The sequence below is a fragment of the Streptomyces sp. NPDC097619 genome (assembly GCF_040302735.1).
Classification (GTDB): domain Bacteria; phylum Actinomycetota; class Actinomycetes; order Streptomycetales; family Streptomycetaceae; genus Streptomyces.
Window position 1 is genome coordinate 1 of sequence record NZ_JBEOSD010000192.1, and the last position, 13,938, is coordinate 13,938.

Here is a 13,938-nt window from a genome sequence, read left to right on the forward strand (position 1 = left end):
GCGGGCGTCGGCGGGCGTCGGCGGGCGTCGGCGGGCGTCGGCGGGCGTCGGCGGGCGTCGGCGGGCGTCGGCGGCGTTGTCAGTGGGGGCGCCGAGGATGGGGGCATGACGTGGGTACTGAGCGATATCGAGCGCGCGTTCCGGGAGAGTTGGAGCGCCGAGACCTGCACCCCGGAGCACCGGGACCGGTGGCATCCGGGCAATCCGGCGCGGGACCAGTGCGGGGTCACGGCCATGGTCCTGTGCGACCTGCTCGGCGGGCGGCTGGTCCGCGGAGAGGTGCACGTGGACGGCGTGCGGGTGGACTACCACTGGTGGAACCGGCTCGGGGAGGGCGTGGAGGTCGACCTGACGCGGGAGCAGTTCGCCCCGGAGGAGGTGGTCGTGGGCGGCGTCCTGATCGAACGGCCGCCCTCGCTGCGGGGGATGCGGCTGGAGGCGGAGTACGAACTGCTCCGCGCGAAGGTACTGGCCCGGCTGGGCGCGACCCCGGAGCGGACCCCGGAGCCGGAGCCGGTGGCGGCCCCCGCACCGGCTCCCTGAGCGGCGCTCCGGCCCTCCGGGCGGCCCCGGCCCGTACCGGCCGGGGCGCCACCGCTCAGTCGGGCGGGCCGCCGGTGACCACCGTGGCCTCGTACGCCTCCGAGGTGCGGATCCGTGCCGTCAGGCCCGCCGCCCGGAAGAGGGAGGCGGTCAGGGGGGCCTGCCGGCGGCCGGTCTCCACGAGCAGGGTGCCGCCGGGGGCCAGCCAGGCGGGCGCCCCGGCGATCACCCGGCGCTGCACGTCCAGTCCGTCCGCGCCGCCGTCCAGGGCCTCCGCCGGTTCGTGCTCGCGGGCCTCGGGCGGCAGCAGGCCGAGGTCCCCGGTGGGCACGTACGGGGCGTTGGCCACCAGCACGTCCACCCGACCGGTCAGCTCGGCGGGCAGGGGCGCGTACAGGTCCCCGAGGAAGACCCGCCCGCCGGTGCCCGCCAGATTGGCGCGGGCGTAGCGGACGGCCGCCTCCCCGATGTCCGCCGCGTGGAGCCGGACCCCGGGCACCGCCGCGGCCACGGCCGCCCCCACCGCGCCCACCCCGCAGCACAGGTCCAGCACGACCGCCCCGGGTCGGGCGGCGGCCACCGCCCGCTTCGCCAGGTACTCGCTGCGGCGCCGGGGCACGAAGGCCCCCGGTCCGACCGCCATCCGCAGCCCGCGGAATCCGGCCCAGCCCACCACGTGCTCCAGGGGCTCCCCCGCGGTGCGGCGGGCCAGCAGTCCGGCCAGCTCCCCGGGGTCCGGGGCGGCGGCCAGCAGCAGCTCGGCCTCCTCCTCGGCGAAGACGCAGCCGGCGGCGCGGAGTTCGGACACGAGGCGGTTCAGGTGCACGGGCGGTTCCTCGGCAGGGGTCGGGGGCGGCGGGACAAGGGAGACGGGGGGACGGGAGCGGGACGGCGGGCGGGCGGCGGCGGTGAGCGGTGGCCCGGCGGGGCGGGTTCGGGGTTCAGTCCAACACCGTGAGGTCCAGCGCGGCCAATCGGGCCGGGTCGGCGAGGACGTCGATCTCCACGATGCGGCCCCCGCTGACGGTGAACGCCATCACGGAGACCGGCAGGCCGTCCTCCGGGATCGTGACCAGCGCCGGGGTGCCGTTGACGAACGCCGGCCGGGCGAAGGCGGCGAGCCGCGCGAACATGAGGGCCTGGCGGGCCACCGTCTCGGCCCCGCGCAGCAGCCGGGCGGCGGAGGCGGGCGCGTCGGGTCCGTAGTCCGCACGCAGCAGTACCTGCGGGTCGAGCACCGTCAGCAGCCCCTCGAAGTCGCCCTCGCGGGCGGCCGCGAGGAAGGCGTCGACCACCCGCCGCTGCCGGTCCCGGCCCGGGTCGGGGGCCGGGGCACCGCCCCGGACCCGGCGGCGGGCCCGGCTGGCGAGCTGCCGGGCGGCGGCCGGGGTGCGGTCCACCACGGGGGCGATCTCCTCGAAGGACATCCCGAACATGTCGTGCAGCACGAAGGCGAGCCGCTCCGCCGGGTTCAGCTGGTCCAGCACCACCAGCAGGGCCAGGCCCAGGGCGTCGGCGATCAGCGCCTCCTGCTCGGGATCGTGGCCGTCCTCGGACCCCAGCACCGGCTCCGGCATCCGGACCGGCTCCTCCCCCGGGCCGTCCAGGAGCGTCTCGCCGCGGGTGCGACGGACCCGGAGCTGGTCCAGGCAGATCCGGCCGACGACGGTGGTCAGCCAGCCGCCGAGGTTGTCCACCGCGGCCGCGTCGCTGCGGTCCAGCCGCAGCCACGCCTCCTGCACGGCGTCCTCCGCCTCGGCCACCGAGCCCAGCATCCGGTAGGCCACCGCCCGCAGGTGTCCGCGGTGCTCCTCGAACCGCTCGGCCAGCCGGTCCCGCGCCTCCGCCGTGGTCGGCAGGTCCCGCTCGTCCATGATCCGCTCCGTCGTCCGTGGGGTGCGCCGCCCGGGGCCCCGCGGGCCCGGCCGGGCGGCCGTCTCTGCTGCTCTGACGTACCGGGGGCCGCGGGTGTGACGCGCGGCCCCCGATCGGGTCGGAACCGGTCGGCTCAGAACTGGTCGGGGCACCAGGGCCGGCGGGCGGTCCGGAACAGCCGTTCCGCGCGGGCCGCGGCCCCCGGCACGGTCTCCGTGACCCGCCCCAGCGCCGCCATGCGCACCGCGGAGGCGTCCCCGAGGTAGAGCGAGCCGAGGGCGCTCGCGTCCAGCAGCAGCTCGGCAGGGGCGTCGGTGGCCGCGCAGCGGGCCCGCCCGTCGGCCCCGGCCTCCAGCCGCCACCGGCCGGCGGCGAACCCGTGCCGGTCCTCGACCTCCAGGACCAGCGCGCCGGCCCCCTCGTAGGTCCGCGCCTCCAGAGCCCGTACGACGTCCAGGAGCCGCACCCACAGCCAGTCCGCGCGCGTGCGGATCGCGGCCGCCCGCGGGTCCGGGAGGAGGTCGGGCAGCAGGTCGTCGGGGGCCCGGTAGCCGGTGCGGATCCGGGCCACCCAGTCCACGGAGCACAGGTAGTGCCACAGGGCCCGCTCGGCCGTCGGACCCAGGGCGATCAGGTCGATGACGGTGACGGTGTTCCGCGGGGTCTTCGCCTCGTCCCAGCGGTCGTCGGCGAGGTAGGAGAGCAGGCCCTCGACCCGTCCCTCCGGGCCGCGGTAGACGGCGAAGAACCGTTCCCGCCAGGGGCGGTGGGAGGGGGCCTCCACCCCGGTGCTGATGTTCCACCAGCGGTCGTCGCGGTCGATGGCCCCGTGCACGAGGGGCCGGAACCGCTCGTGGAGCTCGGGGCCGAGGGCCCGGACCTCGGCCGGGGTGACCAGGTCCACCCGGCCCCCGCCCTCGGGGCGGCCGGTGCGCCGCGGGTCCAGGCCCGTCCGGTGCACGTCCACCTCCCACTCGACGCAGGTCGCGGCCGGGCCGAAGCCGTAGCGGCCGTAGATCGGGTACTCGGCGGCGATCAGCGTGGCCAGCACCTCGCCGCGGGCCCGCGCGGCCGTCAGGTCCGCGGCCATCATGCGGCTGAGGAGCCCGCGGCGCCGGTGGGTGGGCAGGACGGCCACGTTGGAGACGGCGGTCGCGGGGACGGCGGCCCCGCCGGGCACGGTCACCGACTGCGCGAAGGACCGGAAGGTGGCCACGCAGCGGCCGGTGTCCGGGTCGAAGGCGCCCTGGGTCCGGTCGAGGTCGATGTACTTGGCGCGGAGTTCGACGTCCCCTTCGGTGACGGTCGGCGGGGACAGGAACCCGATGTTTATGGCCTCCGACCAGGCCCGCAGCTCGGATGCGTCGATCGTGCGGACCTCTGCGGATCCGATTCCTGAGCCGGCGGGACCGCCGGGTACGAGGGCAGCGCTCATTCCCGCCACGCTACGTGCGCCGTGACCGGAACGTCACCCGCTTTTCGACGAGTTGCCCGGAGTCCGCCCCCGGGCGCGCGCCGGAGCGGAGAGCCGGGGAGAAGGGCCGGAGAGCGGGTCAGGCCAGCAGGTCGTCCACCTGCGCCTCGCCCTCCCGGTAGCGGCGGGTGATCTCGGCGCTGCAATCGTCGGTGGTGTGCTGGAGCTGCCGGCGGCGGCGCGAGACCTGCTGCTCGTACCGGACCAGCTGCGCCATCCCCTCGTGCAGCTCCTCGTCGGTACGGGCCGCGAGGTCGGACAGCTCCACGTCGTCGAGCATCTCGGCGGCCAGCAGCCGGTACTCCTCCCCGTGCGGGGTGCCGACCGTCACGTGCCGGGCGGAGGCGCTGCGGCTGGACGGGGCGTCCGTCAGGATCTCCGACAGCCGGTCCACGACCGGGGCCTCGGGATCGGTGCGCCGGGCCAGTTCGGCCCGCAGGATGTCGATCCGGCCCTGGAGCAGCCGCCGTACGTAGCTGAGGTCGGCCTCGTCGCGCTGGGCCTCCCGGCGCAGGGTCCGCAGCTCCGGGAGCCGGAGCAGGCCCAGGTCGGCGCGGGTCGGGCCACCGGTCCGCTGCACGGGAGGACGGAGACCGGGGTCCGCGCAGACGTGCCCGCGCCGCGACCCGGCAGGTTGACCGGCTCCGGAAGCATTCATACGAATTCTTTCCCCTCGACCCGTGCGTGGGCTCCCCCCGCGCCCGGGGGCCGGGGAGGGCACCGCCTCCGTGCATGGTGCCACTCCCCCGGGGCCGGACGCAGTCCCACGCCACCCGATCGGCCCCGGACGGGTGCACGCCTGCTACACAAGGGGTATGCGAGCAGTGGTTCAGCGAGTGGACGGCGCCAGTGTCGTCGTCGGCGGCGAGACGGTCGGGGAGATCACCGGCGAGGGCCTGTGCGTCCTGGTCGGGGTCACCCACGAGGACACCCCGGAGAAGGCCGCGCAACTGGCGCGGAAGCTGTGGTCGGTGCGGATCCTGGAGGGCGAGAAGTCCTGCAGCGACGTGTCCGCGCCGCTGCTGGTGATCTCCCAGTTCACCCTCTACGGAGACGCCCGCAAGGGCCGCCGCCCCACCTGGAACGCGGCGGCGCCCGGGGAGGTCGCGGAACCGCTGGTGGACGAGGTGGTCCGGCAACTGCGGGCGCTGGGCGCCACCGTGGAGACCGGGGTGTTCGGGGCCGACATGCGGGTCTCCCTCACCAACAACGGTCCGTTCACGGTGCTCGTCGAGGTCTGAGCGGGCTCGGAGCGGACTCTGAGCGGCCCGGGCGCGGGGCGTGTTCCTGCGCGGAACACGCCCCGCGGGCCCGAGCGGCCCGGCCCGCGGACCGGGCCGAGCGGCCTACGGCTCGACGACGACCTCCTGGGCCGCCGCGGTGTTGCCGGCGATCAGCGGGGCGTCCACGGGGACGTTCCGCTTGACCAGCGCCAGGGCGATCGGGCCCAGCTCGTGGTGACGGGCCGAGGTGGTCACGAAGCCGAGCTGGCGGCCCTCCTCGCCGTCGGCGGCGAGCCGCACCGGGGTGCCGTGCGGGGGCAGCAGCACCTCGCTGCCGTCCAGGTGCAGGAAGACCAGCCTGCGCGGCGGCTTCCCCAGGTTGTGGACGCGCGCCACCGTCTCCTGACCGCGGTAGCAGCCCTTCTGGAGGTGGACGGCCGTCCCGATCCAGCCCAGTTCGTGCGGGATGGTGCGGTGGTCGGTCTCCTGGCCGACCCGCGGCAGGTGGGCCTCCACGCGCAGCGCCTCGTGGGCGAGCAGGCCCGCCGCCGGGCCGTGCTCGCCGGCGAACTCCTCCAGGGAGGCGCGCGGCAGGAACACGTCGCGGCCCTGCGCGGTCTCCCGGATCACCGGCTTGCCGGGGGGCTCTGCCACCGACCCGGCCGGGAGGTGCACCACCGCGAACTCCGCGGTGCGGTCGGCGACCTCCACCCGGTAGAAGAACTTCATCGATTCCAGGTAGCCGATCAGGGCCTCCTGGGTGCCGGGCTCCACGTGCGCCCACACCGTCTCGCCGTCGTCCACGAGGTAGAGGGCGTGCTCGATGTGGCCGTTGGCGGAGAGGATCAGCGCCTCGGTGGCCCGGCCCGGGGGCAGGTCGGTGAGGTGCTGGGTGAGCAGCAGGTGCAGCCAGCTCAGCCGCTCCGGACCGGTGACGGTGACGACCCCGCGGTGGGAGAGGTCGACGAAACCGCGGCCGTCGGCGAGGGCGCGCTGCTCCCGGAAGAGGTCGCCGTAGTGGGCGGCGACGTCCGCGTCACGGCCTTCGGCCGCCACGGCGCCGGGGAGGGCAAGCAAAGGGCTGGTCATGTCCCCAAGCGTACGACTGCCCCGACGGGCCCCTGGGGGTCACCCGGTGTTCTCGGCCGCCCCGCGTCGCGGCCACCGGCGGAAGCATCGACTCCGATTCAGGGGGCCGTGGTGACGGGGTCCGTGGGGCCCGGGTCCGTGGCGGTGGGGGCGGCTGCGGCCTTCGTGCAGTCGGCGCACTGGCCGAAGATCGCGAAGTGCTTCATGTCGGTGGTGAACCCGAAGGTCTCGCGGAGCTTGGTGGTGAACTCGGCGGCGACCTCGACATCGGCCTCGATGACCCCGGCGCAGTCCCGGCAGACGAGGTGGATGTGGTGGTGGCGGTCCGCCAGGTGGTAGGTGGGGGCGCCGTGCCCGAGGTGGGCGTGCGAGACGAGCCCGAGCTCTTCGAGCAGCTCCAGGGTGCGGTAGACGGTGGAGATGTTCACCCCGGAGGCCGTCCTGCGGACCTCGGTGAGGATCTCGTCCGGGCTGGCGTGCTCCAGGGCGTCGACCGCCTCCAGCACGAGCTGGCGCTGCGGGGTCAGCCGGTAGCCGCGCCGGCGGAGGTCGCTCTTCCAGTCGGTGCTCACCACGGCTCCAGTCTAGGTGGGAAGGCCGAAGGGGACCACGGTCGTCCGCGGTCCCCTTCCCTGCTGCTGCGCGTGCTTCCTAGCGGAAGAAGGCGATGCCGTCGTCGGGCATGTCGGGGAGGTTGCGCGCCATCTCGGCGACCTCCTCGGGGGTGACGACCTTCTTCAGCTGCGCCGACATGTAGGGGCGGAGCTCCACCTCGGGGGTGGCCTTCTCGCCGACCCACATGAGGTCGCCCTTGACGTAGCCGTAGAGGCGCTTCCCGCCGGTGTACGGACCGGAGGCCGCGGTCCGGGCCACGGCGTCGGTGGCCAGGTCGATCTGCGGCTTCTGGTCGGCGAGGGCGCCGTACCAGACCTCGACGATGCCCTGGTCGCGCACCATGACGACCTCGACGTTGCGCTCGGCGTCGATGCGCCAGTAGCCGGACTCCGACTCCAGCGGCTTCACCTTGTTGCCCTCGGCGTCGAGGACCCAGGAGCGCGAGGTGTACTCCAGGAAGTCCCGCCCGTCGTGGGCGAAGACGACCTCCTGGCCGAAGTTGCACTTCTCGTCGCCGGGGAAGTCGAAGACTCCCGCGCCCTCCCAGGTACCGAGGAGGAAGGCCAGCGGAACGAGCTGGGGGTTCAGGTCGGACGGGATCTGGATCATGGGTGGCTGCTCAGGCGATCTGTGCGGGGGAGGTTTCCGGCGGACGAGGGGCGTACGACTAGCGCTGGCCCTGGTAGAGCTTCTTCACGGCCAGGACGGTGAAGGCGAGAATGCCCACGGCTACCAGGGCCAGCAGGGAGGTGAAGAATGCCTCAAGCACGGGGTGCTCCTCGGAGGGTCGGGATGCGGTGGTACGGCCGGTCCCCAGCCTACTGGTCCGGGGACCGACCCTCTCTGTGAGGTGTGCGGTACTCAGCCCAGCAGCTGGTTCTGCAGCACCACGGTCTGGTGGAAGGGAACGGCCGGGAGGGTTCCCTTCCGGCTCTGCACGACGAGCGCCTGGACGTCACCCGACCGGACGCAGGCGGCCCGGGTCCGCTCGGCTCCGGCCGGCTCCGACTCGATGTAGACGCCGACCTCCGTGCCCGTGCCCCGGAGGACGTGGTCCTGCTCGTCCTTGACCGCCGACCACGGCAGGTCGAGCTCCAGGGGCGCCGTGCGGTGGAGGTTCATCTGCCGGGCGCACCGCGAGTAGGCGGCGGAGAAGCCCTGCGCGGGGAAGCGCAGCAGGTAGACGCGGGTGCGGGTGCCGTCCGGCATGGTCCAGGCCCGGCCGGCGATCCCGCGCAGGCCGCTGTCGGTCAGCTCCTGACGGATCTCGGACCGGTCCTCGGCCGCGTACTCCTTCAGGTACTGGTCCGTGGTGACGGCCTCGGGGGTGTCCGGTCCGCCGGTCTCGGCGCGGGCGGCTTCGAGGCGCTCGGGGACGGATCCCTCGGGTGCGGGCAGCAGGAGGGCGCCGAGGTCGGCGTAGTGGATGCCGGCCGTGTTGTCCTCGTGGAAGGGGAGCGGGGCGCCCGCCGGCAGCGGTGGCCTGACCAGCCGCGGGTAGGTCCAGCGGCCGTCGTCCAGGGTGGCCAGTCCGGGCAGCTCGGTGCGCTCGCGCTCGGCGAGGGTGTACGCCGTGCCCGCGCCGGCGCCGGCGAAGACGAGCACGGCGGCCGTCCAGCGCAGGACGGCCCGCAGCACCCGTCGGTCCCGACGGGGCGCCGGGGCGGCGGGTGCGGCGTCCGGGACGGCGGGTGTGAGATTCGGGACGGGTGGGGCGTCCGGGACGGCGGGGGCGGTGTCCGGCGCCGGGGCGGTACCGGCCGCCGTTCCGGCCTCGGAGTCGGCTCCGGTCTGGTCACGGGTCTGCTGGGTCATACGGACTCCCCCGGGGACTTCAGGTGGTCGAGCTGGGCCTTGAACAGCTCCAGCAGCGCGTCGTTGCGGCCCAGCGGGCGGGGGCCGTAGCCGCGCAGGGTGACGAGGACGCCGTCGGAGTAGGCCACGCAGGCGAGGGTCTCGACCCGCTCGTCCTTCTTGGCCTCCTCGGGGTCGGTGACCTCGCGGAGCGCGCAGGCCGCCCCGGGGTGGCCCTTGATCTTCGGGGGCTTGGTGTCGTCGCCCACGACCTTCAGCAGCCGTCCCGCCAGCCGGGCGTAGTTCGCGAGGTCCTTGCCCTCGGCGCGGGTGACGCGGATCTCGGCGCCGAACCCCTCGCCCTGGTAGGTGCGGCCCGCCATGCCCTGGAGGCGGAGCCGGGAAAGGTACCCGTCGCGCTGCTTGCGTTCGGCGGCGGACAGCCCCTTCCGGTTCTCCTTGAGGCGTTCGAGGGCGAGCTCCGCGGAGAGGCTGTAGTCGTCGCCCTGGTCCCCCACGTCGGGTCCGGGACGGAAGGTGTCGCCCCGGGGCAGCAGCAGGGCGGACAGCTCGTTGGAGGGTACGGCGGCGGGGTCCGGATCGGTGTCCGGGCGGACTCCGGCCGCCGTCCAGTAGCGCGTCTCCGCGGTGCGGTCCGCGTCACCGAGGGCGTCCACTCCCCAGCCCGCGGCGCCCGCGAGCACGGCGAGGCCCACGGCGGCGGACAGGGCCGCCTTGTGCTTCACGGTCTTCACAGGCGCTCCAGCTGCTTCTTCGCGAGGGCGCGCAGGGCGCGCTCCGAGATGGTGCCGCGGTTGTCCCAGACCCAGATGTCCATGACGAGGTCCCCGCGTCGGGCGATGGCCCGGGCCTGACGGGTGGGCAGGTAGCCGGCCTCCCGGTCGGCCTCGGAGTAGATCCAGAGGCGGCCGTTCTCGGCACCCACTCCGGGCACGTCGCCGCCGAGGTTCCCGGCGTGCTCCTCGTCCGACATGTACGCGGCCTGGTCGTCCTCGAAGTGCTCGGCGCCCTCCCAGTCGCGGAACTGGATCAGCCGGACGGTGGTGACGGTCCTGTCGTTCTCGGACCATTCGACGGCGGAGGACCGGCGGAAACCCGCGCCCAGGAGCTTCTCGACCATGGACGCCGGATAGTCGAAGAAGTCCGCGGCGTAGCCGTCGAGCTCCTGGTACCCGGCCGACAGGGTCACCCGGGCCCCGCGCGGCGGCTTCACGAGCAGCGGGGTGAGGTCCCCGTCGGTGCGGTGCCAGCGGTTGGCGTTCAGGGAGCGGACCGTGGTCGCCGGACCGGCCGCGCGGACCTTCGGGTCCGGCAGCACCTGCTGCGCCAGTGGGGGCAGGGGGGTGGGGGCGCGGTCGTACTGGACGGCGTAGCCGGTGGCGGTGCCGGCGAGGGTGCCGAGGAGGGCCGCGGCGAGGATCAGGGCGGTGGTGCGGCCCCGGGGCCGCGGACGTCGGGCCCCGGACACGTCCGGATCATTCGCGGACGGGAATTCCGGGTATGCCGTGATTTCCGGGTTTTCCGCGTTCTCCGGCTTTTCCGGTACTTTCGGAGTTTCCGATTCCGCCCGCACCTCCTCCGGAGCAGGCGTTTCAGGCAGGGTCTGGTCTGGTTGCACGGGGTCCCCCCACAAGACACGGGCGCGGACCGGGGTGTCCGCGCACAAGGCAGACCCTTAACACCTGCAAGGAGTTGTGCGCATCCGCATTACGGATCGGCATCGTTGCCGGAGTGGCTGCCGGGCTGGTCCCCGGGGGGCCGTTTCCCGTCGAGTTCGTCCCACCACTCGTCGGATTTCGGGTCTCCGGAGGGGTCGTCCCACCAGCGGTCCTCGGGGCCGCGCCGGTTCGCGGTGATCGCGGCGAACGGGGGGATGACCATGGCGACCACGCAGAGGGCCACGGCGGCCTGCACCGACCACAGGCGCACGAAGGACCAGGCGGAGACGAAGAGGAGCAGGCATCCGCCCATCATCAGGAAGTACACGCGCCGGCGCCGGGCGTACATGCCTCCAGCGTAGGCCGCGGAGCGGCCGGTGGGGAGTCGGCGGCGCGGGATCCCTGGCGGGGGCCCGGGCCGGGGCCGGGGCCGGGCCGAGGCCGAGGCGGAGGCGGGGGTCCGGGCGCGGGCCGGGCGCCGGCACGGGCCGGGGGCGCGGTCGGGCCGGAACGGCGCGGAGGGCCGCACCCCGTTCCAGTGGCGTCCAACCCCCTGGGGTGCGGCCCTCCGGCCGGTCTCGCGGCGCCGCCCTGCCCGGGGCGGCGCCGCACTGCTTCCGTCGTCCGTCGCCCGTCGTCCGTCGCGGAACGACGGCCGTGTCGGACGGCCGCGTCAGACGGCGATCGCGACGTCCGTCACGCCGCCGGTCTCCACCACGACGACCTTGCGGTCGGCGGTGGCACCGGGCACCAGCGCGCGGAGGGTCCACTCGCCCTCGGCCGCGTAGAAGCGGAACTGTCCGGTGGCCGAGGTCGGGACCTCGGCGGTGAACTCGCCGCCGCCGTCCAGCAGACGCACGTAACCGGTGACGGGCTCGCCGTCCTTGGTCACCTGGCCCTGGATGGTGGTCTCACCGGGCTTGATCGTCGAGGCGTCGGGGCCGCCTGCCTGCGCTCCACACATGTCTGCGTCCTGTCCTAGAGAGCGAAGAGTGTTACTTGTTGGCGCCGAGCTCGATCGGCACGCCGACCAGGGAGCCGTACTCGGTCCACGAGCCGTCGTAGTTCTTGACGTTCTCCTGGCCGAGCAGCTCGTGCAGCACGAACCAGGTGAGCGCGGAGCGCTCGCCGATGCGGCAGTAGGCGATGGTGTCCTTCGCCAGATCCACCTGCTCCTCGGCGTAGAGGGCGGTCAGCTCTTCGTCCGACTTGAAGGTGCCGTCGTCGTTGGCGTTCTTCGACCACGGGATGTTGCGGGCGCTCGGCACGTGGCCGGGGCGCTGCGACTGCTCCTGCGGGAGGTGGGCCGGGGCGAGCAGCTTGCCGGAGAACTCGTCGGGCGACCGGACGTCGACCAGGTTCTTGCTGCCGATCGCGGAGACGACGTCGTCGCGGAAGGCGCGGATGGAGGTGTCCTGGGCCTGGGCCTTGTACTCGGTGGCCGGGCGCTGCGGGACCTCGGAGCCGTCGACCAGGTCGCGGGAGTCGAGCTCCCACTTCTTGCGGCCGCCGTCGAGGAGCTTCACGTCCTGGTGGCCGTAGAGCTTGAAGTACCAGTAGGCGTACGAGGCGAACCAGTTGTTGTTGCCGCCGTAGAGGACGACCGTGTCGCCGTTGGCGATGCCCTTGGCGGACAGGAGCTTCTCGAAGCCCTCCTGGTCCACGAAGTCGCGGCGGATCGGGTCCTGGAGGTCCTGCTTCCAGTCGATCCGGACGGCGTTGCGGATGTGGTTCTTGTCGTACGCGGACGTGTCCTCGTCGACCTCCACGACGACGACGTTCGCGTCGTCCAGGTGGGCCTCGACCCAGTCGGCGTCTACGAGGACGTCGCTGCGGCTCATGGTGATCTCCTCCGGGGCAGTGTGCGGCGGGATGTGCGGGTGGTGCGCGGTGCGTGGTTCCGGGTGCGCTCGGGCGGTCCCGTCGCGGGGAGGCTTCGGGAGACCGGAGGGCAGGTGCGTGTCACGCGGAGGGGGCCGGTGGTCCGGCCGGGGTGGGAGCGGCTGCGCTCACACGGAGCGACACAGCATGGCGGCGACGCGGCACAGGTCTACTGCCCGCCGCTTCGTGAGGTCCGCCTGTCGCTTCATAGGAAGGATCGTAGGGAGGTTTGGCCGGACCTGTCACCGGTGTGTCATATATCGAGACGAGAACGTCCGCATTTCGGGACGCGGACCGCATCGGGGGGCCTCCGGGTGGGGCCGGGGGCGGGATCCGGCCGCTGGCCATCTACGGTACGGACCTCCCCGTCTCACGATGCGACCACGAGGCCCGTACGGCACGGATTCGGGGCGGTTTTCGGTCGATCTCGCGTTCCCGAGAGGAACGGAGGTACGGGTCCGGCCCCGTACGGGACCGCCGTACGGGGCCGGGAGGGTGGGCCGGGCGCCGCGGATGTGTGCGCCGGGCGGGTGGGGGGCGGGCGGAACGGGAGCGGCCCCGCCGGTGCGGGTGGTCAGTCGCCGAGGTGGACGTCACGACCCGTCAGGACGGCGTGGACGCCCCGCTCGTCGGTGGTCACGCGGCTCAGGGTGATGCCCTTCGGGAGGCCGTCGATCCGGCGGTCGAAGTCCGTCTTGGCGCGGATGAGACCGGCCAGGCCGGGGATGTCCTCGCCGGGGACCCGGTCCGCCCGGACCCGGACGGAGGTGCCGTCCGCGAGGCCGACCGTGGACACCACGCTGCGGGACAGGGTCCGGCCCAGGAAGGAGAGGCCGGCGGTCACCTTCACCTTGCCCGGGGCACCCCCGTAGGCCACGGTGACGCCGTCGCGGGCCGCCCGGCTGAGGTCCGCGTAGGAGAGGAACACCTCGCCGTCGGCGCGGGCGGCGGTGGCCGTGGACCGGCCGCCGTCGAGGCGGACCTCGTGGAGGCGGGCGTCGATGCGGGTGATGCGCAGTCCGCGGCCGTCGGAGGTGACGGTCTCCACCCCGTCCAGGCGGGCCGTGACCTCGTCGAACCGGCGGTCCAGGGCCTGGGTGAGGAAGGGGAAGCCCTCGATCTCCACTCGGGTCTCCGCGGCCCGGGACCCGCCGACGCGGGCCCGCTCGGCGGCCCGGTCCTCGGCGTAGCCCAGGGCCAGCCGGTCGGCGCCCACGAGGAGCGCCGCGAGGACGAGGAGCCCGACGAAGGACCCGACGAGGAGCTTGCGGAGCGGCCGGGAGCGCCGGCCGGTGCCGGCCGGGGGCCCGGTGGGGGGCTCGGTGGGGAGCGGGGGTGCGGGCGGGCGCGGGGGCGCCGTGCCCGCCGCCGTCCCGTCCCGGGTCGGGCCGGATTCCGTACCCGGGGCCCTGCCCGGGTCCTTGCCCGGACCGCTCGCCGTCGGCGCCACTGGTCGCTCCTTCCGTCGTTCCGCCAGACCGCCGTTCCGGCGTTCCGCCGTTACGGCGCGGATGCCCGGGGGTGGGGTCGCTCACCCGTACGGCGTACACCTCTGCGGATGGTCGCCCGGGTGGGTGCGGTTGCGTGGGACGGCGGGGCGTGGTGCTCGTCACGTGGGCCCGCGGAGCGGTACGCGAGGACAGGCGGGCCGCTGCCGCGGCCCCTTGCGGGGGCTCCGCCCCCCACACCCCCGCGCCTCGAACGCCGGCGGGGCCGGGAGGTGGCCCGGCCGGGTCGTTCGGCTGCGGGACGTCCTGCCCCACCC

The 13,938-nt window shown here is 74.4% G+C and carries 17 protein-coding genes; 2 read left to right on the forward strand and 15 right to left on the reverse strand.

The window, feature by feature from the left end; genetic code table 11:
- The first annotated feature begins 105 nt into the window (after window positions 1–105).
- Window positions 106–543 carry a YunG family protein gene (locus ABTZ17_RS32750; RefSeq protein WP_352199434.1) on the forward strand — a complete coding sequence of 146 codons (438 nt, stop codon included), beginning with the start codon at window positions 106–108 and terminating at the stop codon, window positions 541–543.
- 55 nt (window positions 544–598) lie between these two features.
- On the opposite strand, the gene ABTZ17_RS32755 is transcribed toward ABTZ17_RS32750, so the two are convergent.
- From ABTZ17_RS32755 to ABTZ17_RS32770, 4 genes are all read right to left on the reverse strand, one after another.
- Window positions 599–1,369, reverse strand: coding sequence for a putative protein N(5)-glutamine methyltransferase (locus tag ABTZ17_RS32755; RefSeq protein ID WP_352199435.1), 771 nt, complete (start codon window positions 1,367–1,369; stop codon window positions 599–601).
- Window positions 1,370–1,484: 115 nt separating this feature from the next.
- Window positions 1,485–2,417 (reverse strand): sigma-70 family RNA polymerase sigma factor, encoded by a 933-nt coding sequence (locus tag ABTZ17_RS32760; RefSeq protein WP_352199436.1) that lies wholly within the window; start codon window positions 2,415–2,417, stop codon window positions 1,485–1,487.
- 134 nt (window positions 2,418–2,551) lie between these two features.
- Window positions 2,552–3,853, reverse strand: a complete 1,302-nt coding sequence (locus ABTZ17_RS32765; protein ID WP_352199437.1) for a GNAT family N-acetyltransferase — start codon at window positions 3,851–3,853, stop codon at window positions 2,552–2,554.
- Window positions 3,854–3,971: 118 nt separating this feature from the next.
- The gene (locus tag ABTZ17_RS32770) at window positions 3,972–4,550 is read right to left on the reverse strand and encodes an RsiG family protein (RefSeq protein WP_352199438.1); all 579 of its coding nucleotides are present in this window, start codon (window positions 4,548–4,550) and stop codon (window positions 3,972–3,974) included.
- Window positions 4,551–4,707: 157 nt separating this feature from the next.
- On the opposite strand from ABTZ17_RS32770, the gene dtd reads away from it, so the two are divergent.
- On the forward strand, window positions 4,708–5,133 hold the full coding sequence (dtd, locus tag ABTZ17_RS32775; RefSeq protein WP_352199439.1) for a D-aminoacyl-tRNA deacylase: 426 nt from the start codon (window positions 4,708–4,710) through the stop codon (window positions 5,131–5,133).
- A 105-nt stretch (window positions 5,134–5,238) separates the two neighbouring features.
- Here the strand turns inward: dtd and ygfZ are convergent, their stop codons facing one another.
- The 11 genes from ygfZ to ABTZ17_RS32830 all read right to left on the reverse strand — a co-directional run bounded on the left by ygfZ (window position 5,239) and on the right by ABTZ17_RS32830 (window position 13,623).
- Window positions 5,239–6,204, reverse strand: a complete 966-nt coding sequence (gene ygfZ / locus ABTZ17_RS32780; RefSeq protein WP_352199440.1) for a CAF17-like 4Fe-4S cluster assembly/insertion protein YgfZ — start codon at window positions 6,202–6,204, stop codon at window positions 5,239–5,241.
- Between the two features lie 98 nt (window positions 6,205–6,302).
- A complete protein-coding gene (locus ABTZ17_RS32785) occupies window positions 6,303–6,779 on the reverse strand; it encodes a Fur family transcriptional regulator (protein WP_352199441.1) in 477 nt (158 codons plus the stop codon).
- Between the two features lie 76 nt (window positions 6,780–6,855).
- Entirely contained in the window at window positions 6,856–7,428 is a 573-nt protein-coding gene (locus ABTZ17_RS32790; RefSeq protein WP_352199442.1) for a heme-binding beta-barrel domain-containing protein, read from the reverse strand.
- 252 nt (window positions 7,429–7,680) lie between these two features.
- A complete protein-coding gene (locus ABTZ17_RS32795; RefSeq protein WP_352199443.1) occupies window positions 7,681–8,634 on the reverse strand; it encodes a hypothetical protein in 954 nt (317 codons plus the stop codon).
- Complete coding sequence (locus ABTZ17_RS32800) at window positions 8,631–9,368, reverse strand: hypothetical protein (RefSeq protein WP_352199444.1); 738 nt, start codon at window positions 9,366–9,368, stop codon at window positions 8,631–8,633. Before ABTZ17_RS32800 ends, ABTZ17_RS32795 begins: the two co-directional genes overlap by 4 nt.
- Window positions 9,365–10,102 carry a hypothetical protein gene (locus ABTZ17_RS32805; protein WP_352199445.1) on the reverse strand — a complete coding sequence of 246 codons (738 nt, stop codon included), beginning with the start codon at window positions 10,100–10,102 and terminating at the stop codon, window positions 9,365–9,367. The genes ABTZ17_RS32800 and ABTZ17_RS32805 overlap by 4 nt, the downstream gene beginning before the upstream one ends.
- A gap of 239 nt (window positions 10,103–10,341) precedes the next feature.
- Window positions 10,342–10,641, reverse strand: a complete 300-nt coding sequence (locus ABTZ17_RS32810) for a DUF3099 domain-containing protein (RefSeq protein WP_352199446.1) — start codon at window positions 10,639–10,641, stop codon at window positions 10,342–10,344.
- 324 nt (window positions 10,642–10,965) lie between these two features.
- Window positions 10,966–11,256, reverse strand: coding sequence for a DUF1416 domain-containing protein (locus ABTZ17_RS32815; protein WP_352199447.1), 291 nt, complete (start codon window positions 11,254–11,256; stop codon window positions 10,966–10,968).
- Window positions 11,257–11,287: 31 nt separating this feature from the next.
- Window positions 11,288–12,133 (reverse strand): sulfurtransferase, encoded by an 846-nt coding sequence (locus ABTZ17_RS32820; protein ID WP_352199448.1) that lies wholly within the window; start codon window positions 12,131–12,133, stop codon window positions 11,288–11,290.
- A 168-nt stretch (window positions 12,134–12,301) separates the two neighbouring features.
- Window positions 12,302–12,382: a putative leader peptide gene (locus ABTZ17_RS32825; RefSeq protein ID WP_350497993.1), complete on the reverse strand. Its 81-nt coding sequence runs from the start codon at window positions 12,380–12,382 to the stop codon at window positions 12,302–12,304.
- A gap of 365 nt (window positions 12,383–12,747) precedes the next feature.
- Window positions 12,748–13,623 carry an LmeA family phospholipid-binding protein gene (locus ABTZ17_RS32830; protein ID WP_352199449.1) on the reverse strand — a complete coding sequence of 292 codons (876 nt, stop codon included), beginning with the start codon at window positions 13,621–13,623 and terminating at the stop codon, window positions 12,748–12,750.
- Between the last annotated feature and the right edge of the window lie 315 nt (window positions 13,624–13,938).

What these genes read in the sequence shown, in the direction of transcription:
- dtd (WP_352199439.1), top strand. Translation starts at nt 4,708, where the DNA reads ATGCGAGCAGTGGTTCAGCGAGTGGACGGCGCCAGTGTCGTCGTCGGC.
- ABTZ17_RS32790 (WP_352199442.1), bottom strand. Translation starts at nt 7,428, where the DNA reads ATGATCCAGATCCCGTCCGACCTGAACCCCCAGCTCGTTCCGCTGGCC.
- ABTZ17_RS32820 (WP_352199448.1), bottom strand. Translation starts at nt 12,133, where the DNA reads ATGAGCCGCAGCGACGTCCTCGTAGACGCCGACTGGGTCGAGGCCCAC.
- ABTZ17_RS32750 (WP_352199434.1), top strand. Translation starts at nt 106, where the DNA reads ATGACGTGGGTACTGAGCGATATCGAGCGCGCGTTCCGGGAGAGTTGG.
- ABTZ17_RS32810 (WP_352199446.1), bottom strand. Translation starts at nt 10,641, where the DNA reads ATGTACGCCCGGCGCCGGCGCGTGTACTTCCTGATGATGGGCGGATGC.
- ABTZ17_RS32815 (WP_352199447.1), bottom strand. Translation starts at nt 11,256, where the DNA reads ATGTGTGGAGCGCAGGCAGGCGGCCCCGACGCCTCGACGATCAAGCCC.
- ABTZ17_RS32765 (WP_352199437.1), bottom strand. Translation starts at nt 3,853, where the DNA reads ATGAGCGCTGCCCTCGTACCCGGCGGTCCCGCCGGCTCAGGAATCGGA.
- ABTZ17_RS32825 (WP_350497993.1), bottom strand. Translation starts at nt 12,382, where the DNA reads ATGAAGCGACAGGCGGACCTCACGAAGCGGCGGGCAGTAGACCTGTGC.
- ABTZ17_RS32760 (WP_352199436.1), bottom strand. Translation starts at nt 2,417, where the DNA reads ATGGACGAGCGGGACCTGCCGACCACGGCGGAGGCGCGGGACCGGCTG.
- ABTZ17_RS32770 (WP_352199438.1), bottom strand. Translation starts at nt 4,550, where the DNA reads ATGAATGCTTCCGGAGCCGGTCAACCTGCCGGGTCGCGGCGCGGGCAC.
- ygfZ (WP_352199440.1), bottom strand. Translation starts at nt 6,204, where the DNA reads ATGACCAGCCCTTTGCTTGCCCTCCCCGGCGCCGTGGCGGCCGAAGGC.
- ABTZ17_RS32795 (WP_352199443.1), bottom strand. Translation starts at nt 8,634, where the DNA reads ATGACCCAGCAGACCCGTGACCAGACCGGAGCCGACTCCGAGGCCGGA.